The sequence below is a fragment of the Hyphobacterium sp. CCMP332 genome (assembly GCF_014323565.1).
Lineage (GTDB): Bacteria > Pseudomonadota > Alphaproteobacteria > Caulobacterales > Maricaulaceae > Hyphobacterium.
In genome coordinates, this window is record NZ_CP058669.1 from 989,243 (window position 1) to 1,012,240 (window position 22,998).

At 58.4% G+C, this 22,998-nt stretch carries 21 protein-coding genes and 2 tRNA genes; 8 read left to right on the plus strand and 15 right to left on the minus strand.

Annotation, left to right across the window (positions count from 1 at the left end; translation table 11 throughout):
- Positions 1 to 110: 110 nt before the first annotated feature.
- From HXX25_RS05000 to HXX25_RS05015, 4 genes are all read right to left on the minus strand, one after another.
- Positions 111 to 185: transfer RNA gene (locus HXX25_RS05000), tRNA-Glu, on the minus strand.
- A 66-nt stretch (positions 186 to 251) separates the two neighbouring features.
- On the minus strand, positions 252 to 2,018 hold the full coding sequence (gene recJ, locus HXX25_RS05005) for a single-stranded-DNA-specific exonuclease RecJ (RefSeq protein WP_187167407.1): 1,767 nt from the start codon (positions 2,016 to 2,018) through the stop codon (positions 252 to 254).
- Between the two features lie 8 nt (positions 2,019 to 2,026).
- Positions 2,027 to 2,980 (minus strand): class II fructose-bisphosphatase, encoded by a 954-nt coding sequence (gene glpX / locus HXX25_RS05010; RefSeq protein WP_187167408.1) that lies wholly within the window; start codon positions 2,978 to 2,980, stop codon positions 2,027 to 2,029.
- 23 nt (positions 2,981 to 3,003) lie between these two features.
- Positions 3,004 to 3,327 (minus strand): hypothetical protein, encoded by a 324-nt coding sequence (locus tag HXX25_RS05015; RefSeq protein ID WP_187167409.1) that lies wholly within the window; start codon positions 3,325 to 3,327, stop codon positions 3,004 to 3,006.
- A 94-nt stretch (positions 3,328 to 3,421) separates the two neighbouring features.
- On the opposite strand from HXX25_RS05015, the gene phaC reads away from it, so the two are divergent.
- Together phaC and HXX25_RS05025 are read left to right on the plus strand one after the other, a co-directional pair.
- On the plus strand, positions 3,422 to 5,353 hold the full coding sequence (gene phaC / locus HXX25_RS05020; RefSeq protein WP_187167410.1) for a class I poly(R)-hydroxyalkanoic acid synthase: 1,932 nt from the start codon (positions 3,422 to 3,424) through the stop codon (positions 5,351 to 5,353).
- Positions 5,353 to 5,712 carry a hypothetical protein gene (locus tag HXX25_RS05025; RefSeq protein WP_187167411.1) on the plus strand — a complete coding sequence of 120 codons (360 nt, stop codon included), beginning with the start codon at positions 5,353 to 5,355 and terminating at the stop codon, positions 5,710 to 5,712. The genes phaC and HXX25_RS05025 overlap by 1 nt, the downstream gene beginning before the upstream one ends.
- 25 nt (positions 5,713 to 5,737) lie before the next feature.
- Here HXX25_RS05025 and HXX25_RS05030 read toward each other — a convergent pair whose 3' ends face one another.
- Together HXX25_RS05030 and HXX25_RS05035 are read right to left on the minus strand one after the other, a co-directional pair.
- Positions 5,738 to 7,606, minus strand: coding sequence for an ABC transporter transmembrane domain-containing protein (locus HXX25_RS05030; protein WP_233346893.1), 1,869 nt, complete (start codon positions 7,604 to 7,606; stop codon positions 5,738 to 5,740).
- Between the two features lie 24 nt (positions 7,607 to 7,630).
- Positions 7,631 to 8,254 (minus strand): class I SAM-dependent methyltransferase, encoded by a 624-nt coding sequence (locus tag HXX25_RS05035; protein WP_187167412.1) that lies wholly within the window; start codon positions 8,252 to 8,254, stop codon positions 7,631 to 7,633.
- Between the two features lie 126 nt (positions 8,255 to 8,380).
- Here HXX25_RS05035 and HXX25_RS05040 point away from each other — a divergent pair, with 126 nt between their 5' ends.
- Positions 8,381 to 9,286, plus strand: coding sequence for a LysR family transcriptional regulator (locus HXX25_RS05040; RefSeq protein ID WP_187167413.1), 906 nt, complete (start codon positions 8,381 to 8,383; stop codon positions 9,284 to 9,286).
- A 51-nt stretch (positions 9,287 to 9,337) separates the two neighbouring features.
- Here HXX25_RS05040 and rpsI read toward each other — a convergent pair whose 3' ends face one another.
- Both rpsI and rplM read right to left on the minus strand, forming a co-directional pair.
- A complete protein-coding gene (gene rpsI / locus HXX25_RS05045) occupies positions 9,338 to 9,835 on the minus strand; it encodes a 30S ribosomal protein S9 (RefSeq protein ID WP_187167414.1) in 498 nt (165 codons plus the stop codon).
- A 4-nt stretch (positions 9,836 to 9,839) separates the two neighbouring features.
- Entirely contained in the window at positions 9,840 to 10,304 is a 465-nt protein-coding gene (rplM, locus tag HXX25_RS05050; RefSeq protein WP_187167415.1) for a 50S ribosomal protein L13, read from the minus strand.
- A 217-nt stretch (positions 10,305 to 10,521) separates the two neighbouring features.
- Here rplM and HXX25_RS05055 point away from each other — a divergent pair, with 217 nt between their 5' ends.
- Positions 10,522 to 11,910, plus strand: a complete 1,389-nt coding sequence (locus HXX25_RS05055; RefSeq protein WP_187167416.1) for an alkaline phosphatase PhoX — start codon at positions 10,522 to 10,524, stop codon at positions 11,908 to 11,910.
- The gene (locus tag HXX25_RS05060) at positions 11,892 to 12,911 is read left to right on the plus strand and encodes a hypothetical protein (RefSeq protein WP_187167417.1); all 1,020 of its coding nucleotides are present in this window, start codon (positions 11,892 to 11,894) and stop codon (positions 12,909 to 12,911) included. Before HXX25_RS05055 ends, HXX25_RS05060 begins: the two co-directional genes overlap by 19 nt.
- Here HXX25_RS05060 and HXX25_RS05065 read toward each other — a convergent pair.
- Positions 12,908 to 13,930 (minus strand): COX15/CtaA family protein, encoded by a 1,023-nt coding sequence (locus HXX25_RS05065; RefSeq protein WP_187167418.1) that lies wholly within the window; start codon positions 13,928 to 13,930, stop codon positions 12,908 to 12,910. The two genes, HXX25_RS05060 and HXX25_RS05065, sit on opposite strands and share 4 nt — an antisense overlap.
- Before the next feature lie 143 nt (positions 13,931 to 14,073).
- On the opposite strand from HXX25_RS05065, the gene HXX25_RS05070 reads away from it, so the two are divergent.
- The 3 genes from HXX25_RS05070 (at position 14,074) to HXX25_RS05080 (ending at position 16,994) form a co-directional block, all read left to right on the plus strand.
- The gene (locus HXX25_RS05070; RefSeq protein ID WP_187167419.1) at positions 14,074 to 15,255 is read left to right on the plus strand and encodes an acyl-CoA dehydrogenase family protein; all 1,182 of its coding nucleotides are present in this window, start codon (positions 14,074 to 14,076) and stop codon (positions 15,253 to 15,255) included.
- A 14-nt stretch (positions 15,256 to 15,269) separates the two neighbouring features.
- Complete coding sequence (locus HXX25_RS05075) at positions 15,270 to 16,394, plus strand: acyl-CoA dehydrogenase family protein (RefSeq protein WP_187167420.1); 1,125 nt, start codon at positions 15,270 to 15,272, stop codon at positions 16,392 to 16,394.
- A 111-nt stretch (positions 16,395 to 16,505) separates the two neighbouring features.
- Positions 16,506 to 16,994, plus strand: a complete 489-nt coding sequence (locus HXX25_RS05080) for a paraquat-inducible protein A (protein WP_187167421.1) — start codon at positions 16,506 to 16,508, stop codon at positions 16,992 to 16,994.
- Here the strand turns inward: HXX25_RS05080 and HXX25_RS05085 are convergent.
- From HXX25_RS05085 to plsX, 6 genes are all read right to left on the minus strand, one after another.
- Positions 16,991 to 19,816 carry a reprolysin-like metallopeptidase gene (locus HXX25_RS05085; RefSeq protein ID WP_187167422.1) on the minus strand — a complete coding sequence of 942 codons (2,826 nt, stop codon included), beginning with the start codon at positions 19,814 to 19,816 and terminating at the stop codon, positions 16,991 to 16,993. The two genes, HXX25_RS05080 and HXX25_RS05085, sit on opposite strands and share 4 nt — an antisense overlap.
- A gap of 72 nt (positions 19,817 to 19,888) precedes the next feature.
- Positions 19,889 to 19,966: transfer RNA gene (locus HXX25_RS05090), tRNA-Pro, on the minus strand.
- 83 nt (positions 19,967 to 20,049) lie between these two features.
- The gene (locus tag HXX25_RS05095; RefSeq protein ID WP_187167423.1) at positions 20,050 to 20,487 is read right to left on the minus strand and encodes a MerR family transcriptional regulator; all 438 of its coding nucleotides are present in this window, start codon (positions 20,485 to 20,487) and stop codon (positions 20,050 to 20,052) included.
- A 4-nt stretch (positions 20,488 to 20,491) separates the two neighbouring features.
- On the minus strand, positions 20,492 to 20,797 hold the full coding sequence (locus HXX25_RS05100; RefSeq protein WP_187167424.1) for an integration host factor subunit alpha: 306 nt from the start codon (positions 20,795 to 20,797) through the stop codon (positions 20,492 to 20,494).
- A 75-nt stretch (positions 20,798 to 20,872) separates the two neighbouring features.
- Complete coding sequence (locus tag HXX25_RS05105; protein WP_304607835.1) at positions 20,873 to 21,835, minus strand: beta-ketoacyl-ACP synthase III; 963 nt, start codon at positions 21,833 to 21,835, stop codon at positions 20,873 to 20,875.
- Positions 21,832 to 22,893, minus strand: a complete 1,062-nt coding sequence (gene plsX, locus HXX25_RS05110; protein ID WP_187167425.1) for a phosphate acyltransferase PlsX — start codon at positions 22,891 to 22,893, stop codon at positions 21,832 to 21,834. The genes HXX25_RS05105 and plsX overlap by 4 nt, the downstream gene beginning before the upstream one ends.
- Positions 22,894 to 22,998 lie beyond the last annotated feature (105 nt).

Below are 22,998 nucleotides of genomic sequence, written 5' to 3' on the forward strand. Positions count from 1 at the left end.
TAATTTCCTTGGACGAATTTCCGTAGTAGATGCCACGGCATGGTGCACCACGGGAAAGGGCCGCGGGGCATCGTCGTGAACCGGAACCTCAGCTCTGTCTGGAAGCCCGATGGTAGTCCCTAGGGGAATCGAACCCCTCTTTCCAGGTTGAAAACCTAGCGTCCTAACCGATAGACGAAGGGACCACTCGATCGGAGGGCGTGATATATCGACTTCATCGCGGACACGCAAGCATCACTTTGCAGAGTTTTTCAGCTCGCCGCAGCCAGATCTTCCAGATGGAACTGAACCCGGCGATTTCCTCGCCATTCATCCAGTTTCAACCGCCCGGCTGCATGCCAGAGCCCTCCGGAATTGCCCAGCAGGGCATCGCCAATGGGCTGATCTGCCTGACGGAATACAATACCATTGATTCGCTGACCGTCATCATCGGCGAGGCTGAAACGGACATGATCCGCCCCCACACGCTCGGCATAGGCGATCCGGACAGCAGGCAGCACAAAGCGCGGCTCCGCAAACCCCTGTCCGAAAGGCGCAGCCGCCATGATTCGCGCTGCGAGGTCGAGTGTGGCCCCAGCAGGCGTCAGCACAGCATCGAGCATCAGGGCGCGCTCCGCATGGGTGGCGTCCCATTCCGGCTGCAGCCTTTCGCTCAGATAGGTCTGCAACTCATCAATCCGCTCTTCGGCAACCGACAGGCCCGCCGCCATCGGGTGACCACCACCCGCAATCAGCAATCCAATCGATTTGGCCGATGCGATCGCGCTGCCAAGGTCAACACCGTAAACCGACCTGCCAGAGCCCTTGCCGATACCGTTATCAGTGCCGATCACGATGGCGGGGCGGCCGAAACGCTCTTTCAGACGGCCGGCCACAATCCCGATGACACCGGCATGCCAGCCCTCGCCGCGCGCGATCAGTAAAGGCGCATCCGTTTCACCGGCGGCAATGATCTGCGCTTGCGCCGCCTCCAGAACATCCGCTTCAATCTGCTTGCGCTCGGCATTCAGGGCATCCAGCTCAACGGCAATTTCCATGCATTCCGCCGGATCATCACTCGAAAGCAACCGCGCTCCGAGATCGGCCCGGCCGACCCTGCCCCCGGCATTGATCCGGGGACCGAGAAGGAAACCGAGATGATAGGCAGACGGATCACCGGTCAGCCCGCTGACCTCGGCGAGCGCCTTCAATCCGGCATGCTGCCACTGCCCCATGACTTTCAGGCCTTGCGACACGAGCGCGCGATTGATGTCCTTAAGGGCGACAACGTCGCAAAGTGTTCCCAGAGCGGCAAGGTCGGCCAGCTTGAGAATATCGGGCTCGGCTTGATCCCCGAATTTGCCGCGCCGCCGGCCTTCCCGGTTCAGCGCGGCCAGCAGGACGAATGTCACGCCCGCAGCGGCCATATGCCCGCAGCCGGATGTATCATCAGGGCGATTGGGATTCACAATCGCCAGAGCGGGCGGCAAATCAGCCCCCATCAAGTGATGGTCAACCACCACGACATCGAGGCCCATTTCCGCCGCAGCCTTGAGCGGCTCATGCGCCGCCGCGCCGCAATCCACCGTTATGACGAGCTGTGCGCCCTGCGCCTTCAGCGTGGCGAATGCCTCCGCAGACGGGCCATAGCCCTCCTCGATCCGGTCCGGCACGTAGAGCAGCATGGCTTGTCCCATCTGCCGGAAATAGCGGATGAGCTGGGAAGCGGACGTGGCTCCGTCAACGTCATAGTCGGCAAATACCGCGAGCACTTTTCCCGCTTCGACCGCATCCCAGATGGCCGAGGCCGCCTTGTCCATATCCTGAAAACCGGACGGATCCGGAAAGAAGTGCCGCAAGGTCGGGCTGAGAACCGCCTCGGCTTCATCGGGCGTAATGCCGCGCGCCGCCAGCATTCTGGCGACGATTTCATCCACTCCGGCCTTCCGGCGGATGTCTGATATCACCTCATCATCAATGTCTCGCAGGCGCCAGGCCTTGCCGGAAAGCGATTGTTGAACCGAGAAGTTCTCGCCCATGCCGCCGCCTATTCCGGACGCGTCGTCTTGATATGCCGAACAATGGACCCGGCAGACTGCATGATCAGTGTTTCTGTGCTGACATGGCCGTTACTGCGGCGAACTCCATCGACAAGATCACCCGGCGTGACACCGGTCGCAACAAACAGACACTCCGATGAGGCCAGTTCGCTGAGATCATATTTGCGATCAAGGTCGGTGATGCCGGTCTTGGCTGCACGTGCCCGCTCGTCATCATTGCGGAAAAACAGGCGTGCTTCCATCTGGCCGCCAACACAACGCAGCGCCGTCGCCGCAAGCACACCTTCCGGCGCGCCGCCCTGACCCACATACATATCAATTCCGGTCTTGGGAATCGTCGTGGAGATTACGCCATTCACATCGCCATCCGGGATCATCATCACGCGGGCCCCGACAGAACGGATGTCGGCGACGATATGCTCATGGCGTTCGCGTTCCAGAACGCAGACGCAAATGTCTTCGGGTGAGACCCCCTTGGCCTTGGCGATGGCCCTGACATTCTCCGAAGGTGACAGGTCGAGATTGATCACGCCCGCTGGCAGGCCCGGCCCGACAGCAATCTTGTCCATATAGGTATCCGGCGCATAAAGCAGCCCGCCGCGCGGTGCGAACGAGACAACCGCCAGCGCGTTCGCCATGCCTTTGGCAGTCAGCGACGTTCCCTCCAGCGGATCAAGCGCAATGTCGATTTCAGGCCCCTCGCCTGAGCCGACTTCCTCGCCGATATAGAGCATGGGTGCTTCATCGCGCTCCCCCTCGCCGATCACAATCCGGCCTCTCATGGCCATGGCGTTCAGGCCGGTGCGCAGAGCGTCGACAGCTGCCTGGTCGGCCGCCTCCTTGTCACCGCGCCCGATCAGGACCGATGCCGCAATAGCAGCAGCTTCAGCGGCACTGACGGCGTCCAGCGCAAGGCGTTCAAGATTTCGGGCGTCGCTCATGTTTTCAGGCTCCGGAAAAATAATCAGTCGATAGGGGCTGGCGGTTCGGCGCGTTGACGCGCCTCTTCCGCATAGGATTCGGTATCGTCTACGGGTGGGCGTGTGGCGCGTTCGTCGGAAGAGACATCATCCCGCGCTTGCAAAACTTCGCGCGCAGATTCGTTGAGTTGCTCGGCACTAATAGACGGCGATTTATCCGGAATGCCGATGGGCGCACTATCGGCACTCGCGCCTTCTTCAACGCGGGCATCAAACCAGCTCTGCTCGCTCTCGAACCCGCCCGGCAGATCAGGCGTCGTACACGCCGCCAGTATCAGGGGGCAGAGAAAGAATATTTTTCGGTTCAAAGCCGTGCTCCGGTGCTGGACGCCGCTGTGGCTATCTATACGCTGTCAGTGATCGCTGTCACCCGCCCGTGCACAGATTAAAGGGACGCTTTTCATGGCCAATGACAAGAAACCTACGTCCAAGCCGAAAGCCCGCAAACCCGCGGCAAAGAAAAAGCCCACGGCCGCTGCCGCAAAAAAGGTTGAAACGGCACCAAAGCCGGACGCCAGCAAAACACCGGCCGACAACCCGTTCGGCACGCTCAATACCGCTGATGTCGAGGCGCTGGATCATATGTCCCGCAACCTGATGCAGGCCGCGCTCAAAAGCCAGAAACTGATGTCGGATTCCATGCGCAAGGCGCTGGAAGGCAAGGTGGAAATGCCCGACACGATGGCCGTGAACTCCACGCCGGAGCTGGGCGAAGTCTGGGCCAAAATCATCGCCGATCCGGAAAAGCTGATGAATGCACAGGCCAGCTTGATGACCGGCTATCTGGATCTGTGGAGTAATACAGCGCGCCACTTCGTCGATGGCGAAGACCATGAAACCGTCAAGGCCGATGCCGGTGACAAGCGCTGGCGCAGCGAAGACTGGTCGGAAAACCCGGTCTTCAACGCGATCAAGCAATCCTACCTGTTAAACCAGAATTTCCTCATGGGCCTCGTCCATGGCGTCGAAGGCGTTGATCCGGCCGTCAAGCGCAAGGTCGAATTTCTGACCAGGCAGATGGTCGATGCGCTTGCACCGACCAATTTCGCGCTGACCAATCCGGACGTCATTCGCGCCACCGTCCAGTCCAAGGGCGAAAATCTCACCCGGGGGCTCGCCAATCTGGCCAGTGACCTTGAAAAAGGCGGCGGCCGACTGGCCCTCACCCAGACCGATATGGAAGGTTTCAAGGTAGGCGAGGATCTCGCGGCCACTGAAGGCAAAGTCGTTTTCCGCAATGAAATTTTCGAACTGATCCAGTATGCGCCGACCACCGAGACCGTCAAAACCCGCCCGCTACTGATTGCCCCGCCCTGGATCAACAAATTCTACATCATGGATATGCGTCAGAAGAATTCCATGGTGCGCTGGCTCACCCAGCAGGGCTTCACCGTTTTCCTGATTTCATGGGTCAATCCGGGGCCGGAACTGAAAAACAAGACCTTTCAGGATTACATCGAGCAGGGCCTGTTCGTGGCCATCGATCAGGTCAAGGAAGCCACTGGCGAAGATAGCGTCAACACGGTGGGCTATTGCATCGGCGGAACCATGCTCGCTTCCGCTCTCGCTTTGCTCGAGGCGCGCGGAGAAAGCGACAAGATCGCGTCAGCGACCTTCTTTGCCGCCCAGACCGATTTCGAGCTCGCAGGGGACCTCCTCCTGTTTGTCGACGATGCCTGGTTCAACGAGATCAATCGCCTCATGGAAGCTCAGGGCGGTGTACTCGACGGCCGCACCATGTCCGACACCTTCAACCTTCTTCGGTCCAATGACCTCGTCTGGTCTTTCGTCGTTTCAAACTACCTGCTCGGCCGCCAGCCGCAGGCATTTGACCTGCTCTACTGGAATGCCGACCAGACCCGTATGCCGCAAACCCTGCATCTCTGGTATCTCGACAATATGTACCGCAAGAACCGGCTTGCGAAAAAAGAGATCGAGATGGACGGGAAGGTGCTCGATCTGACAAAGGTCACAACGCCGATCTTCATGCAGGCCAGCCGGGACGACCATATCGCGCCCTACCCGTCTGTTTATCGCGGCGCCAAACTCTTTGGCGGTCCGGTTCGCTACATGCTCGCGGGCTCAGGCCATATCGCCGGCGTGATCAACCATCCCGGCGCCAATAAATACCAGCACTGGGTCAACAAGGACCTGCCGGACACGGTCGAGCAATGGCTGGACGGCGCAACAGAAGTGCCGGGCTCCTGGTGGGAGGAGTGGCGCGACTGGCTATATGAACGCTCGGGCGATGATGTTCCCGCCCGTCAGCCCGGCGATGGCAATCTGAAACCGATCTGCGATGCTCCGGGCGAATATGTGCTTGTGAGGAGCTGATGCTCAAATTTTTGATACGCTGTTTTGGCAAGCCGGAGAAACTAAAAGTCCGGCTAAACAATCGAATTGTTTCAATTGAATACAGCGATGGAGAGAAAATCGTTCCGATTGAAGATATTATTCGAATCGATGCGTTCGCACGCGATGATATCACTTATGATACGATTGGCTTTCTGCTCGCTACGACTAGCGCAGAGTATCCGTTCACCGAAGAGTGGGACGGCTATCCGGACATCATGATCAAGCTTGGCACACGGCTCGGGTTTGATGGCGATAAAATGGTCCTCGACATCGTTACCCGGCAAAGTCGCAACGCATTTTCGGAGTGGAATTCAACCGTCTGGCAGCGCGAACAATAAACTCCGGATAGACTAACCAACCTCGTCACGCCTGTCCGAATTGCAGCTCAATATAGCGCTTGTAGACACCTTCCCGGCCCAGCAATTCATCATGCGTGCCCTGATCCGCGATCCGGCCATCCTCCAGCACAATGATCCGGTCGGCATTGCGGACCGTCGCCAGGCGATGCGCGATGATCAATGTCGTGCGATCCTTCGCAGCCGCCTCGAAGGCCGCCTGAATGACCTGCTCGCTTTCCGGATCGAGCGCGCTCGTCGCTTCATCCAGCAACAGGACCGGGGCATCCCGCAAGACCGCCCGCGCAATGGCAATGCGCTGCCGCTGTCCGCCCGACAGCGTGCCAGCACTTTCACCGAGCTGGGTGTCATAGCCCTCGGGTAGCGCCATGATGAAATCATGCGCATTCGCCGCGACGGCCGCCGCCCTGACATCCTCATCACTCGCATCGGGTCCGCCAAACCGGATATTCTCGGCAACCGAACCGCTGAAAAGCGGTGCATTCTGCTGCACAACCGCCAACTGACGGCGGAGCTCCTGCGGCTCGACAGATTTCGCATTTACGCCGTCCAGTGCGATTTCCCCGCTGGCCGGATCATACAAGCGCAGGAGTAACTGGAATATCGTCGATTTGCCGGCACCGGACGGCCCGACGAGCGCTACGGTCTCGCCAGCCTGAATATCGAAGCTGACATCGTTCAGCGCAATCGCCTCCGGCCGCGCCGGGTAGGCAAAGGTCACGCCTGAGAATTTCAGCTCTCCGCGCACTGGCGATGGAAAGGCCACAGGCTTGTCCGGAGCAGAAATATCCGTCCGGGCAGACAGCAATTCCATCAGGCGCTCCGTCGCGCCAGCCGCCCGCATGACTTCGGCATAGGTTTCGGTCAGCATGCCGACACCGCTGACGGCCACAAAGGCATACATGACAAATTGCGTCATCGCGCCGGGCGTAATCGCCTCGGCCTGGACCTGCACTGCACCAAACCAGAGCACCGCGATCAGGCCGGTCAGAATGACGGTAAAGATCACCGCCGTCATGACCGCGCGAACCCCGATGCGCTTCAGAGAGATTGCAAACGTCGATTCAACAACATCCCGAAAGCGATGACTTTCCTCGGGTTCCCGCGTGAACGCCTGCACGGTTTCAATCGCTTGCAGGCTTTCGCCGGCACGCGCGGACGCATTGGCCAGCTCGTCCTGCGACTCCCGGGACAATCGCTGCACCCGCCGTCCGAACAACAGGATTGGTAATAGAATAACAGGCCCCAGGGCCAGCACCATCAGGGCGAGTTGCCAGTTAACGAAGATCATCAGCGTCAAGGCCCCGACCGTCGTCGCGACTGTTCTTAGCGCCACCGAAACCGACGAGCCGACCACGGTCTGGATCAATGTTGTATCTGTTGTCAGCCGCGACAGCACCTCGCCGGTCCGCGTATCGACATAAAAGGACGGGCTGAGTGTGAGGAGGTGATCAAAGACCGCGCGACGCAGATCCGCGACAACCCGCTCGCCCAGCCGGCTGATGAAATAGAAGCGGAACGCGCTGGCAATCGCCAGGCAGAAGGCCACCGCCATGCCCGCCAGAAAGTAGGCTGACAGATCAGGACCGATGGAAAAGGTCTCGCAGGCGAGCGAATCCGGAGCTCCGCCAAATCCGCAATCGACCACAAGGCGGAAGGCCCCCGGTAAAATCAGTGTCAGGCCGGACGCCAGCACCAGAAACACGGCGAACGCCGCCAGCAGGGCCGGGTAACGCATGACATAGGGGATAAGACGCCGCAACGGCTTGGCGCTCCGGGCTTTCTCCCGGTGCGCGGCATCCCGCTCCATCTCGGCGGCAAATCCGGAACCGCGATCCTTGTCCGCCTGCTGGTGGCGTGTTTCTGTCGAGGACATGGTTGGCTCCTGAAGCGGGCCGGATCAGCCCAGGGGTTTTCTTGCAATTGTAAAAACGGCCTTGTGCCCCTCAGGTAGCCATTCTTCAACGATTTCGAAACCGGTTGAACGCAGGTCCGCGATCAATTGCCGCTGGTTGAAGAAGGCGACATAGGGCAAAGCTCCGAACCACCGCGCCACCGTAAGCGCGGGCTTCAGCAATCGCATGAAACCGGTAAGGCACGCTGTGCTGGCCACAAAATACCCGCCCGGCTTAAGCAAGTCATACGCGCGGCCAATCGCCGGCTCACGTTCCCTAAGGAGATGGAGCAGGCTGTGCATCATGACCATATCGAAGCTGTTGTCAGTCAATTCGGGCGCGTCCAGTCCGGCCACCTCGAACGTCACATTCTCTATCCCCGCCGACTGTGCTTTCGACCAGGCAATCTCGATCATCTTTTCCGAAATATCCGTCGCCAGAATGCTTTTGACGAAAGGCGCATGATAAAGCGCGGTCGTCCCGGTACCGCACCCGAATTCGATGACCCGGCTGTCGGGCGTCAAAAGCGCTTGGGTCTTTTCCAACTTGGCCTGATAGGCGGCCTCGTCACCAATCGGGCTGGCCGCGTATTTTTCCGCCGTGCGATTCCAGAATCCCGCATCCGTCATGATCTTTGTCCTGTCTTTCGTTATCTATCCCACAAACAGTATGTTGGGGCCCTCAGGAGCTCTGATTACACATACGAATTCATGGGATAAATTGCCTAATTCAGACTTTCAGGTATACATAAATGTATGAACTGGCAGGCTGTAGACTTTGACTGGAATCAAATTCGGGCCTTTCTCGCGACCGTCGAGGAAGGCTCGTTCTCGGCTGCAGCACGGGCGCTGGGCTCAACGCAGCCCACTTTAAGCCGTCAGATCACGGCCCTTGAATCGCAGTTGGAAATTACCCTCTTTCAACGCGGACGGCGCGGCATGGTGCTGACCGCGGCAGGCGCCGAGCTCATGGATCATGTGCGCGCCATGGCGGATGCGGCAACGCGGGTCTCGCTGGTGGCCTCCGGACAATCGCTTGCCGCTAAGGGGCTGGTGACAATCACAGCGACCAGTTTCACCGCGACCCGTTTCCTGCCCCGTATAGTGCAAGCTGTCGCCCTTGAGGCTCCCGGAATCGAGATCGAGATCAGTGCATCAAATGATGTGCGCGATCTCAACAAGCGTGAAGCCGATATCGCGTTACGGCATGCGCGCCCCGAACACCCGGACCTGATAGCCAGGCAGGTGCATGAAATGCCCGCCTTTCTTTATGCCCACAAGGCATGGCTGGATCATGTCGGGCGTCCGCAAAAGCTTGAGGACCTGGCGGGGCTCAGCTTTATCGGATTTGACCGGCCCGACCGGGTGGAAGCCGGGCTGGCCGAGCGCGGCCTGCCGATCCGGCGTCAGGACGTGCATTACCGCAGCGATTCCGGTGAAGTCATTCTGGAACTTGTCCGTGCCGGTCTCGGTATCAGCGTTTTGCCGACATTGATTGCGGAAGACTTTGACGAGCTGGAGCCTGTCTTGCCGGAGGCGTTTTCAGTCACCGTTCCGACCTGGCTAGTGACGCATAGCGAATTGCGTACCAGCAGCCGTGTCCGGATCGTCTTTGACCTGATCGCAAAAGCCTTTGCCCAAACGAAAACGGGCGGCCCGTAGGACCGCCCGCATTACACAGTATAAGCGTTGGATTAGCGTATAAGCGTTGGATTAGCGCTTGGAGAACTGGAAGCTCCGGCGCGCTTTCTTGCGGCCATACTTCTTGCGTTCAACCACGCGGCTGTCACGCGTCAGGAAGCCTGCAGCTTTCAGCGGACCGCGAAGCGCCGGCTCAAACAGGTTGAGGGCTTTCGAGATACCGTGACGAACCGCGCCAGCCTGACCCGACAGACCACCACCCTTGACGGTGCAGATCACGTCGAACTCATTTTTGCGCTCGGCAACTTCAAACGGCTGTTGCAGCATCATCCGCAGAACCGGACGCGCGAAGTAAACTTCCTGCTCACGGCCATTTACGACGATTTTTCCGGAACCGCGCTTGATCCAGACACGGGCAACCGCGTCCTTGCGCTTGCCGGTCGCATAGGCGCGACCCAGAGCGTCAATCTTCGGCTCGGGAAGGGCTTCTTTTTCATTCGCGACGACAGGCGCATCTGATTCTTTCAGAGCGTCCTTGAGGTCTTCCAGGGAACGGGCATTGTCAGACATGGGCTTAGCTCCGGACGTTCTTGGTGTTCATCGACTTGAAGTCGATCACTTCTGGCTGTTGCGCCTCATGCGGATGCTCGGTGCCGGCGTAAACGCGCAGCTTCGAGAACTGACCACGTGCCAGTGGGCTGTCTTTCGGCAGCATACGCTTCACGGCGAGCTCGACGACCCGTTCCGGATGCTTGCTTCCCAGAATTTTCTCTGGTGACGTTTCCTTGATACCGCCCGGGTGACCGGTGTGGCGGTAATAGCGTTTGTCACCCATTTTCTTGCCGGTGAAGCGGACCTTGTCGGCATTGATGACAATCACGTGGTCGCCCGTATCAACATGCGGCGTGAAGTCGGGGCGGTGCTTGCCGCGCAGGCGGGTGGCGACGAACGCAGCAAGGCGGCCAACAACGGCGTCCTGAGCGTCAACGACGATCCACTTGTTTACCACCTCCGCAGGCTTTGCGGTAAAGGTTTTCATATGAGTCTCTCGAACTTTCGACCGAGTGCCGGTCTGATGGAGCGCGCGGAATAGGCCTCTGTTCGATTTGCGTCAACATGTATTTCAGAATGCAATATTTTCAATGATTTATGGTTACGGTATCTAAATACCGTACCAAATGCGAAGTTTTTGTGAGCCCCTTTTCTCCTGAGCGCGATCTGGGTAGATAACCAGCGATCTCAAGAAGGCCGGTTTCATGTTCAATCGACGTCAATTTCTGCGCAACAGCGCCGCCGCAACGGCGGCATTTACAGGTCTCGCCACGCTGACGGGCTGCACAAGAGGTTCAAGCGTGACCGTCGACGTCGCACCAATCAACCTGGTGCCGGATGCCAATGGCCTGCTCGATCTACCGCCCGGATTTACGTATTCCGTCATTTCGACCGAGGGGGACGAGATGGATGACGGCCTGTTCACACCGGGTGATTTCGATGGCATGGCCGCTTTCGAAACGCCCGATGGTTTGACGCTGGTTCGCAATCACGAACTTCATCCATTCGAATTCGAAAAATCTCCTTTCGGCCCGGATGGAGAGCGAATTCGCCTGATCGATCAAACCCGCCTTTACGATCGTGCCGAGGACTTGTCTGGGCTTCCGGGAGGCACGACCACGCTTGTGCTGGACCCGGCCACATACGAGTTGAAGCGGCACTTTCTTTCACTTGCCGGCACACATAACAATTGTGCCGGCGGCCCGACGCCCTGGGGCAGCTGGTTGACCTGTGAAGAAACCACGGACCGTCGCGGCGAACACCTTGCCCGCGATCATGGCTATGTTTTCGAGGTGCCGGCCGCCTCGCGTGAACTGGTCGCGGCTGTGCCACTGACAGAAATGGGCCGCTTCCGTCACGAGGCCGTCGCCATCGATCCGGGCAATGGCATCGCCTATCTGACCGAAGATGCCTACGACATTGCCTGTTTCTATCGCTTCATACCCAACGTCCCCGGACAGCTGGCGGAAGGCGGGCGGTTGCAAGCCTTGAAGATTATTGGAGAAAACGGCTTCGACACCCGCAACTGGGACCGGACCTCCCTGCGCCCGGGCGACAGCTTGCCGGTGGAGTGGATCGATGTCGTCGACGGTCACAATCCGGATGAGGACCTGGCTGAGCGGCACGTAGCCATGGGCGCTGCCCATTTCACGCGCGGTGAAGGCATCTGGTTTGGCGAGGACGAGCTTTATTTCACCTGCACCGATGGTGGTGCCGCAAGGACCGGTCAGATTTTCCGCTATGTCCCCTCATCGCGCGAAGGTCTGTCAGGCGAAAGCGATCAACCGGCACGGCTGGAACTCTTTATCGAAAGTCCCGGCGAAGACGTCATGGGCAAATGTGATAATCTGACGATCGCGCAATGGGGGGATCTGATCGTCGCTGAAGATGGCGGCGGCGAGCAGTACATTCGCGGCGTGACGCCAGCTGGTCGTATCTATACCATCGCCCGGAACGCATTTAGCCAGAACAGCCGATACAGCGAGTTTTGTGGACCATGTTTTTCTCCGGACGGAAGCACTCTCTTCATCAACGTACAATCGAGCCCATCACGCACCTTCGCCATCCGCGGACCGTGGCGCGACTTGGGCTGATTGCCGGCAGCGCATTATTGGTGGCCGCCTGTGAGCCCGCGTCCGACACTGAAACGGTCACCGACCGAAGTCCCGGCCTTCAGGATGATGGTTATCTCCAGCTGGTTTCGACCGGCATCGTCGAAACGGTCGACAGCGAGGGCACGGCCGCAGTTACATTCCTACCGGATGGCGATGCGGCATGGACCGGATTGGTGGCCACGACGCCGCGAGAGGGCGGAATTGATCTCTATAACGTCGAGGGCCAGGCGGTTCATCGCATGACCGGACCGCGTCTGTGGGGCCTGGCGTCCGCGCCGGGCTTTCAGCTCCGCGGTGAAGCCTTGCCATTACTGTTTGGAGCGGATCGCGATACCAATCTCGTGCGGGCTTACGCTTTGTTGCGCAACGGGCCTGAGCTGGTTGAGGCACCGATCCAGCCGATTGGTCCGGAAGGTGATATCGCAGCGGTTTGCGGCCTTGGCGAAGGCATCGGCTTTGTCGATCTGATGGTCCTGTCACGCGGTACCACAGCGGAAATCTGGCGCGTTTCCGATACGGGTGGCGAATTGATCAGTGCAACCCGCAGAGCCCGGTTTGACTTGCCCTCACCTGTGCGAGCTTGCACTGCTGGAAACGGATTTATCTATGCCGCCGGTCCTGCAGGCGGAATTTTCCGGTTGAACACGGATGGCGCTGTAGAGCAGCAGCTGGATGGCTTGGCGGTCGATCTTGCTGCCGGTGAATTTTTTGGACGCCCGGTCCTGATCTTGACGGATGGCAATGCGACGACACTCGAAATTCGGGATGGCCGGACGCTGGAGATGATCGGCGATGTAATTATTCGCGATGGCTTCTCGATCGCCGGTGTTGACCAGCCCGGCGCGATAGCAACGACTGAATCATCTTACGGCGGGGCCGCTTATCAAAGCGGACTGGTCGCGGTTGTTGATGAAGCCGATGGAAGGGTCCGTCTGGTTGCACGGGAAACCTTTGCCCGCGGCATAACTGTCGTTGACTAGATACGCCGCGTTTTCCAGGCCAGAACAGCCGCGATTGAAAAAAGTGCAATCGCGCCAGCCTGATGAAGCAATGACAGGCTAAGCGGTGCCGCGTGAACAAGTGTCATGATCCCGAGCCCGACCTGAAACACGGTCGCCGCGCCCACCCAGATGGCCCCTGCCCGCAAGGACGAATCCCGACTGCGCCACAGCGCCATTGCGAAAAGCAAGGCGCAGACCGTCACCAGATAGGCCGTCCATCTGTGATGCAATTGAACCGCTGGGCGGCTTTCAAACGCAGCCTGCAACCAGCCCATCCCGCCCAGATATCCGTCCGGGATCAGCCGGCCTTCCATTAATGGCCATGTGGTGAAAATCCGTCCGGCATCCAGGCCCGCGACAAAGGCCCCCAGAATGACTTGCAGAAAGACCAGGGCCCAGAACCCGGCCGCCCATGGCGCCGTTCGGTCCGCGCTCCGGGAATTCACACCGTATCGCGCCTCTAGCGCGAGCCAGATGGTAAGACCAAGAATGACAAAGGCCATGCCCAGATGTGTGGCGAGCCTGTACTGGCTGACATCCAGCCGGTCCACGAGACCGCTGGATACCATCCACCAGCCGATCGCGCCTTGCAGCCCACCCAGCAAAAGCAGAACGATGAGCGGCGTCTTGAGCCGCCCCGGAATCATGCCCCGGACCCAGAAAATTACCAGCGGCACGGCAAACACCAGACCGATCATACGGCCGAGAAAGCGATGCCCCCACTCCCACCAGTAGATGAACTGGAATTCCTCCATGCTCATCCCGCGATTCTGCAGCTGGTACTCGGTTGTCGAGCGATAGAGCTCCAGCTCACTTTGCCAGCCCGCCTCCGTCAGCGGCGGCACAGCACCCGTCACCGGCCGCCATTCGGTGATCGATAGACCGGAATCGGTCAGGCGGGTGGCACCGCCGATCAGGATCATGGCCGACACCATCGCGGCAACAATCATCAACCAGATAAAAATCGCGTGGCTGGTTTGGGGGCGGGCAAATGGCATGACAATTCCTCCGCGATCCGACTTAACCGCCCTTCCCCGCTTGGCAAGTCCCGGTGATCATTCGTCGCAGGTGGAAATTGGGCTCGCCTCTCGGGATTCTCGCGCTAGTCTTTACCCAGACAAAGAGACCAATGGGGAGCATTATGAGTAATCTGGAATCCTTCCGCAACGAGACACGGGACTGGCTTGAAGCCAACTGCCCGGACTCCATGCGTACGCCGATCAAGTCGGAAAAAGACATTTGCTGGGGCGGGAAACGCTTCGAGTTTGCCAGCGACGATCAAAAGATCTGGCTGGAACGCATGTCATCCAGAGGCTGGACCTGTCCGACATGGCCAGAAGAGTATGGCGGCGGCGGCCTCTCCAAGGAAGAAGCCGAAATCCTGAAAGAGGAAATGAGCCGGATCAAGGCCCGGCCAGCACTGATTTCCTTCGGCATCTGGATGCTGGGACCGGCCCTTCTGAAATACGGAACGGAAGAGCAGAAGAAACATTATCTGCCCCAAATTACGCGCGGCGAAATCCGCTGGGCTCAAGGCTATTCCGAACCCGGTGCAGGCTCGGATCTGGCGGCTCTTCGCACGAAGGGCGACGACAAGGGCGATCACTGGGTCGTCAATGGTCAGAAGGTCTGGACGAGCTATGCCGATGAATGCGACTGGATTTTTGCGCTCGTGCGCACCGAGCCGGACGCACCAAAACACCTCGGAATCTCATTCCTGCTGATCGACATGACATGGGACGGTGTTTCAACCAAACCCATCAAGCTGATCTCCGGAAAATCGCCCTTTTGTGAAACCTTCTTCGACGACGTTGAAGTGCCGAAGGAAAACATTGTCCATGAGGCCGGCCGCGGCTGGGATGTTGCCAAATACCTCCTGTCGCACGAACGGGCGAATATTGCCGGCGGTGGCAGCGGCGCACAGATGAACCCGGCTTCCGCCGCACGTCAGTCAGGCGAAGTCGACGAGGACGGCCGTATCTCCGATCCGATCCTGCGCGCGGATATTGCTCGCCTGACGATCGACGCCCTGGCCTTTGAAACCACCCTTCAACGAATCAAGGATCAAGCCGATGGCGGGCAAGGCGTCGGTGCGAAAGCCTCAATGCTGAAATATTACGGGACCGAACTGAACAAGCGCCGCCATGAGCTGAACATGTCGGCCCTTGGATCGGACGGACTTCTCTGGGAGGGCGATAATCCGGAAGACGGCGATCCCGCGCGCAGCTGGTTGCGGTCGCGCGCAAATTCCATCGAGGGCGGTACGTCTGAAATCCAGTTGAACATTCTGGCCAAGCGCGTGCTTGAGCTGCCGGGCGGCTGATCGGAGATCATCAAATGACCTATATTTTATCCGAAGAAGAACAGATGCTGCGCGACAGTGCGCAGGCTTTTCTTGCTGAAAAATCGCCGGTCTCCGAACTTCGCCGCCTTCGCGACGAAGGCTGCAAGGATGGTTTCCGGCATGCCATCTGGAAAGACATGGCAGAAATGGGCTGGAACGGCATTGTCATCCCCGAAGAGTATGGCGGGGTTGATATGGGCTACACGGCCGCTGGCATCATCCTCCAGGAAATGGGCAAGACGCTTGCGGCAACACCGTTCCTGGCGTCGTCAATCCTGTGTGCAACAGCGCTGCGCTATGGCGGCACCGAGGCCCAGAAATCGGCGCATCTTCCCAAGATAGCGGAGGGTGAAAAAGTCTACGCCCTCGCGGTGGACGAAAAAGCCCGGCATGACGCAAAGCATATCGAAACCCGCGCCAAAAAAGATGGCAATGGCTTCCGCCTGAGTGGTCAGAAACGCTTCGTCGCCTGTGGCAACGGTGCAGATATGTTGATCGTCGCCGCACGCATGGACGATGAGTCTATCGGTCTTTTCCTGGTCGATCCGGAAGCCGACGGGGTCGAACGGACACTTCGCCGTTCGGTCGACAGCCACGCTCCGGCCAATATCGACTTCAACGATGTGAAACTGGATGGCGATGCCTTGTTGTCAGAAACCGACGATGGCGCCGCTTTGCTGGACGCTGTCCTTTATGCCGGTCGCGCCTGCCTTGCCGCCGAGCAACTTGGAGTTGCGGTCGAAGCCTTCTCGCGCACGATCGACTATATCAAGGAACGGGATCAATTCGGTCAGAAAATCGGCTCATTCCAGGCCCTGCAGCACCGCGCCGCAGACTTGCTGACGGAAGTCGAAATGACAGAGTCGCTGGTGGTGAAAGCGCTGCGACAGCTGGACGAATCGCCGTCGCAGGCACCGTTCTGGATTGCCGCTGCCAAGGGACGCGCGACGCGGGTCTCGCGCCTTTCCGCATCCGAAGCCATCCAGATGCATGGCGGTGTCGGGATGACCGATGAATACGAAATCGGTTTCTTCTACAAGCGAGCACAGGCCGCCGGAGAGTTTCTCGGAGATGATGCCTGGTGCACCGCCCGTGTGGCTGAAATGAGTGGAATCTGACGTCAATCCATGAATGAAAAAAGGGGTCACTCTTCCCGAGTGGCCCCATTTTTTTGCCCTAGTCCTGCCGCATTTGTTTCGCCTGATACGTGAAACACGGGGGAGACATCCATGACAGACGCAACCCTTGAACGCCCTCATGGACGTGGCGGCGTTATCGCCCGGCTCCTGATCCTGCTGTCTTCTGTTTGTCTGGCCGCCGGGCTCCTGACTCCGATGCTGGAAACGCGGCGATTGGTTTTCTTTTCGGATGCGCACTCCCTGATCGACGTCACGCGGGCGCTACTCGAAAATGAAAACTATCTTCTGGGGCTGGTGATTCTGATCTTCTCGATCCTGTTTCCAATCGCAAAAGCGATATACCTTGCCGCCATCAATGCCGGCTGGGCGCACGGACGAAGCGCCCTCGTCTGGACAGACCGCCTGGGCAAATGGTCGATGCTGGATGTGCTGATCGTCGGGCTGATCGTATTTGCACTGTCAGGCGACCGGGCGATCCGGATTACGGAACAGCCCGGCCTCTATTTTTTCACAGCCGCAATCTTTGGCCTGATGATCTCATCGGGACTCATCATGCGAGATACCAGAAGCCGGATTTAGCAAGGCGTCATCCGGCTTTGCCCCGGTGCTTTGCACATTGAGAAAATCGCTTCCCAATTCGTCGCACCGTCATTCGCCATATAGATATCGTATTCTGTGTTGTCCAAAGAGATCAGAACCTGAATACGGCGATCCGTGTTCCGGAACCTGATATATTGTCCCGCTTCACGCCCGGTTTCCGTCATGCAAAGCGTGGTTCCGAGAGATTCCGCCTCGGCCATCGTCACCGATCCGAAAGTGGTTACATCGATCTCGCCAAGACGCCTCTGCAAACGCGACCGGGTGATATTGGCCGGAGCACAGATGTCATATGCGACAACATTCACTTCGCCCGAGGCGGCAAGTCCCTGCCCTGACCGGTTTTCAGCTGCAAACTGGAAGGTCACGGAACCCGGATCCGACGGTAGATTGATACTCAGGACGCCGCTTAGCGGATCGAATGTATGCGTCGCAGAGGGAGGCGTGGTCAGCAAAAAGCGATCAATTTCAATATTGCTATCAGCATGATCGTCCAGATCGACCTGGAATGTTCCATCCGTGTCATCCGGGATCGTAAATGCACTGACAACCGGAAGCGGTAATCCGGTCACATTGACGGTTGCTGCCATTGCAGGCGACCAGCCACTCGAATTACCAACGCGGTAGGTGAAGCTGTCCGAGCCGCCCAAAGCGCCGGCAGTATAGGTGTAGCTACCAGTGCTCGCATTCAGTTCCACGCTACCCATAGCGGGCGGTGATACAATCTCGAAGCGGTCAAAATACCCGGTCGCGTGGCTTGCCAGGGTTCCAGTCTGCGTCCCGAAGGCCGTGACGGAAAAAGCATGCGCCGCAGCACCAGGAGGCACAATCGCCGCCGCATCCCGGACCGCAACAGATGTCGATCCGCGAATGACGCCGCCGACCTGCGTCTGGAACTGGAATCGCTGACGCGCACTGAAGGGTGTAGCATAGGTTGTTCGCACAAACACGCCAAATGTCGGCGTGTCATTCGGTCCGACATTCAGTGTCAGACTATCCGCCGGCGACGCAAGGCAGGCGCCCGCGGCATCTGTTTGGCAAACCTGCCCGGTGGCCGGTAAATCCGGATCGAGCGACCGGGCGCTGACCGTCACCTCGCCGGCGCCGCCCAGGTTGACCGTTGCCACCGAGAACACACCGCGCCGGCCATCGGGAACATCGACAATGCCGTTATTTCCAATTGTCGCGCTCAAGGCAATAATATCGGGTCCGCCGGCCGCATCGGCACCAAGGTCCACGGTGTTCAGCCCCGGAGACACCTCGGCCATCGGGACGTTGTCACACGATGCATAGGGCGCAAAACGAACGCCGGTAACATCGGCTGCGGGCGTGAGTGAAATCAGGAAAGTCTGTGCACCACCGGCCGGGATATTCACAGGGGTGTCTGCGGTACCGACGAGCGCATTGGTCGCCGGATCCGTCGGCTGGAAACTGAATCCCTCCCGATTGGGTCCATGGTGCTCGATAATACAATTTGTGCCTTCAACCTGATTGGGGTTGATCACGGTCATGAACGCCGTTGCAGCAGACCCGGTGGTTACAAAGCGGCTCGTGGGCAAGACCGAGGATCGCAAACGCCGGTTTGGAATGGCCTGAGCCGGGAAGCCGACCGCGTATCGCCGTAGTGCCTCGGCGGCAAAGGAACCCACGCTGTTATCGGCGGGGTCCAGCGGAATGCCGCAGACGCTGCCGCGTTCCGGACATCGAATTGTCGGGTCAGAAAATTGCGGCCGGCGGCCACTGCCATACGCCATCACAGACGTAAAAATACCACCTTCGGCATTTGCACTGTCTATCCGGAACCCCCGGGCCCAATCGACGGGACGGCCGGTTGATCCATCTGTTTCAATGCCATGGGCCAGACCCATATTGTGGCCTGTTTCATGCGCAAGCGTTAACCCGTTGTGACAAACATTGATGTGCGATCGTCCGGTGAAATCCGATGTCGGATTATGGACATAACCCAGACCGCAGAAATTCTCCCGGTCTGAATCATACACCCGGTTAAGCGAAATCACGTCAATCCCGAGCGCATCAACTCGCGCCTGCAAATTCGTGAAAATGCCATTGCGCCCGCCCGCATCGCTCAGCAAATCATCACTGGGATAATTCTGGGCAACATCCATGAACTGAAGCTGCGTCAGATCTGAAAACAGGGGCACGCCCGATGTCGTCAGCGCGGTCTGCAGATTGCCGATATCAGTCGCTGCAAGATCGGGCAGTCCCCAGCCATGCGTCGTAATCATATCCGCGTCGTAAAAATACAGAAAATCCAGCGTGTCAGATCCAGCCTGCACGCCGTCCACGTCGGCTTCCGCAATACCGGAAAAGGCATGAATCCTTTCATCGGTGATGCCGTCGTCAAACAGCGGCTCTTCAGGGGCTGTTCGCATTATTGAACCGCCCGTTGGGCCTGGCTCGATCACGAACTCGCCCCCAGCCGTCCAGATACGCCCGTAAGTCGCGTTCAATCCGACATGGATCAGGACGCCTTCCCCCGGCTGATCAAATTCGATCTGCAGATGGCGACCGCCAGAGGCAGTCGGCCGATTCATCGCGACCTGACCATTGAAGGACTGCCCGCCCGGCATCGGCACCAGAAGCGCCTCGCCTGTCATCATGGTGGTCAATCCGGATGATATCCGCACATCCCAAACGGGTTCCGCGACGACGTCCAGATTATCCACCTCCAGCTCACCGGGCATTTCGGCCGCGGCTGGCTGATCCAGCTCCCATGCTGGAAATTCCTGAGCCAAAGCAGCCGGCGAAACCGACAACAACAATCCGGATAAAAATAAACGCATCGATCACTCCTCTAGATGGAAGGAGCATGACTCAAATATGCACTCTCGCCAACCACAAAGAGAATGGGGAAATGGTCGGAGCGGCGAGATTCGAACTCGCGACCCCCGGTCCCCCAGACCGGTGCGCTAACCGGGCTGCGCCACGCTCCGAACCTTACTCGAGAACAGCCATCAAAACGGCTGTAGGGGACGCGTCTTATAGGAGCGCCGAGCGAGCTCGGCAACCGGATAAGTTAGTTGGACGATCGCGCCGACAGCGCGCTATCAATTTTCGTCTTCGCGGCTTCCAGCTTGGCGATGACAGACACCAATTCACCGCTCCCTGACACCTGGGTGGCGACAGGAATGTAGCGATCCGCCAAAGGGCTCGGTTTGGCTGATACGGTCGCTTGGACCCCGCTTTCAGCCAGCGAGGAAACGGCGGCAACACCATGTTCGCGCAAATACTTTTGTGCGCCTTTTATAGTGTAGCCCTGATCGTAAAGAAGGGTACGTATACCCCGAAGCAGCTGAATATCCCCGGGGCGATACAACCGACGCCCGCCGGCCCGTTTGACCGGTTTGATCTGCGAAAACCGACTCTCCCAAAACCGCAATACATGCGCTGGAAGGTCAAGCTCTTCTGCCGCCTCGCTGATGGTGCGGTAAGCGTCTGGCGCTTTATCCGTCACTGGCTCAGCCTTTCGAGTGACCTGCGTCCACTTTTTCCTTCAAAACCTGTGACGGCTTGAAAGTCAGAACACGACGCGGATCAATCGGCACTTCTTCACCTGTTTTCGGATTGCGGCCAACCCGGCCACTCTTGTCTCTCAGCAAAAAAGACCCGAATGAAGAGAGCTTCACCGAATCTCCATTTGCCAGTGAATCCGAAACCATGCCGAGCACAGATTGAACGAGATCAGATGATTCCTGTCGCGACAAACCAATGTTCTGATGCACTGCATCGGCAAGGTCAGCTCGCGTTACGGTTTTACCGGACATTCTATTCCCCCACTGGACGAAGACAGGCTAGTCCCAACAGGCCAGCCTCGTCAACGTGTTAGCCACCCATTTGGGCTATAAACGCACCAAGGCTGACCCCCACGTCAACCCACCGCCCAGAGCTTCAAGCAAACAAAGGTCTCCGGGCTTGATGCGTTCATCATCCACAGCTTGCGAAAAAGCGAGCGGAACCGAAGCTGCAGAGGTGTTTCCGTGCTTGGCGACGGTTGAAATCACCTTGTCACGGGAAATGCCCAGCTTGTCAGCGACGCCTTCCAATATTCGCTGATTGGCCTGATGCGGCACAAACCAGTCGATATCCGCGATTGCCACATTCTCGCGCTCGATCAGTCTTTCCATGGAATTCGAGATTTTCAGAATGGCATGTTTGAACACCGCCGGTCCTTCCATGGTCAACAGTCCGGATGATTGGGTCGATGAGACACCGCCGGTGGTCTTGAGCAGATCGGTGTATCGTCCCTCACATCTCAAATCATAGCCAATGATGCCCTTATCGCCTTCGGATCGCTCCAGCACCCAGGCACCTGCTCCGTCTCCAAAAAGAACACAGGTCGTACGATCCTCCCAATTGAGGATTCGCGACATGGTTTCCGCACCGATAACGAGCGCGCGCTGAAAGACGCCGCCCTTCAACAATCCGTCCGTTACGGCCAACGCGTAGATGAAGCCGGAACAAACCGCCTGAATATCAAAGGCGGCACCGTGCCGGATTCCCAACCGCGCCTGAATAAGTGCGGCGGTTGAGGGGAAAATCAGGTCTGCTGTCGTCGTTGCGACCACAATCAGGTCAATATCATCCGGCGTCAGACCGGCATCTTCAAGAGCGGCCAGTGCAGCCCTGTAGCCAAGATCGGACGTCGTTTCGCCCTCGGCAGCAATATGGCGCTCGCTAATGCCGGTGCGCGCTCGGATCCATTCATCATCCGTATCGACAAAGGTGGCGATTTCAGAATTCGTCAATACCCGCTCAGGCAGGTAACTCCCCTGCCCGGCCACGCGTGAAATCAATTGGGTCAAGAGTCCGTTTCGCTTTTTGCTTCTTCAGCACGGGTAAGACGTTCCAGATTGGCTTCGATTTCCGTGAGGAAATGACTGCCGGCAATATCGATCCCGAGACCGAGCGCTGTTGCGAAGCCCTCGCCGTCGGTTCCGCCATGGCTTTTGACGACCATGCCATTGAGGCCCAGCAACACGCCGCCATTGATCGAGCGCGGATCGAGCTTTGCCCGTAAGTGATCCAGACCGCCCATATTGAGAAAGAAGGCGCCAATCTTGGCGGTCAGCGAACTGGTGAACGATTCTCTCATCCAGTGGGCCACCAGCTTCACAGTGCCTTCCGCGGTCTTCAACGCAATATTTCCGGTGAAGCCGTCAGTGACCACGACATCTGTCAGACCGAGCGAGATATCATCGCCCTCCACAAAGCCATGATATTTGAAATCGATCTTCGCATCACGGATCAGGCGATCTGCGGCGCGGACAGTATCATTGCCCTTGAGCTCTTCCTGGCCAACATTCAGCAACCCGACCGTCGGGTGCGTCGAGCCATGCACTGCGCGGTGAAAAGCTTCACCCATAATTGCGAACTCGACCAATTGCTTCGGCCCGCATTCGACATTGGCACCCACGTCCAGCACCACGGTATGGCCGCGCGGAGTCGGCCAGCTGGCGGAAATAGCCGGGCGATGCACGCCCTTTTTCATCCGCAACACAACTTTTGAAATCGCCATGAGCGCGCCGGTATTACCGGCGGATACAACGACATCGGCCTCGCCATTTTTCACAGCGGCCAGAGCGTTCCACATGGATGAGCCGCGAGAGCGCCGCACGGCCTCGCTCGGCTTGTCCGTCATGCGAACTTCCGAATCGGTGTGTTGAAGCATGATGCGTTCGCGCGCGAGTGGCGAGGCTGCCGCGATCAATGGTGCGAGCTGGGCTTCATCACCATGAACCAGAAAGCGCGCTGGCGTCTCCGGCAAACGCTTCAGAATATGGCTGATCCCTTCAACCGCGACGGACGGGCCATTATCGGCCCCCATGGCATCAACGGATATTATCGGTGCGGTCTGGGTCATACCTTAGCGGAGCTGGCGCGGGACGTATCCGGCGCATTCATTGAACCGGCGCGACCATATCCAAAGCCCGAAACGATGCAAGACGCCTGAACGCGCCGAGGGCAG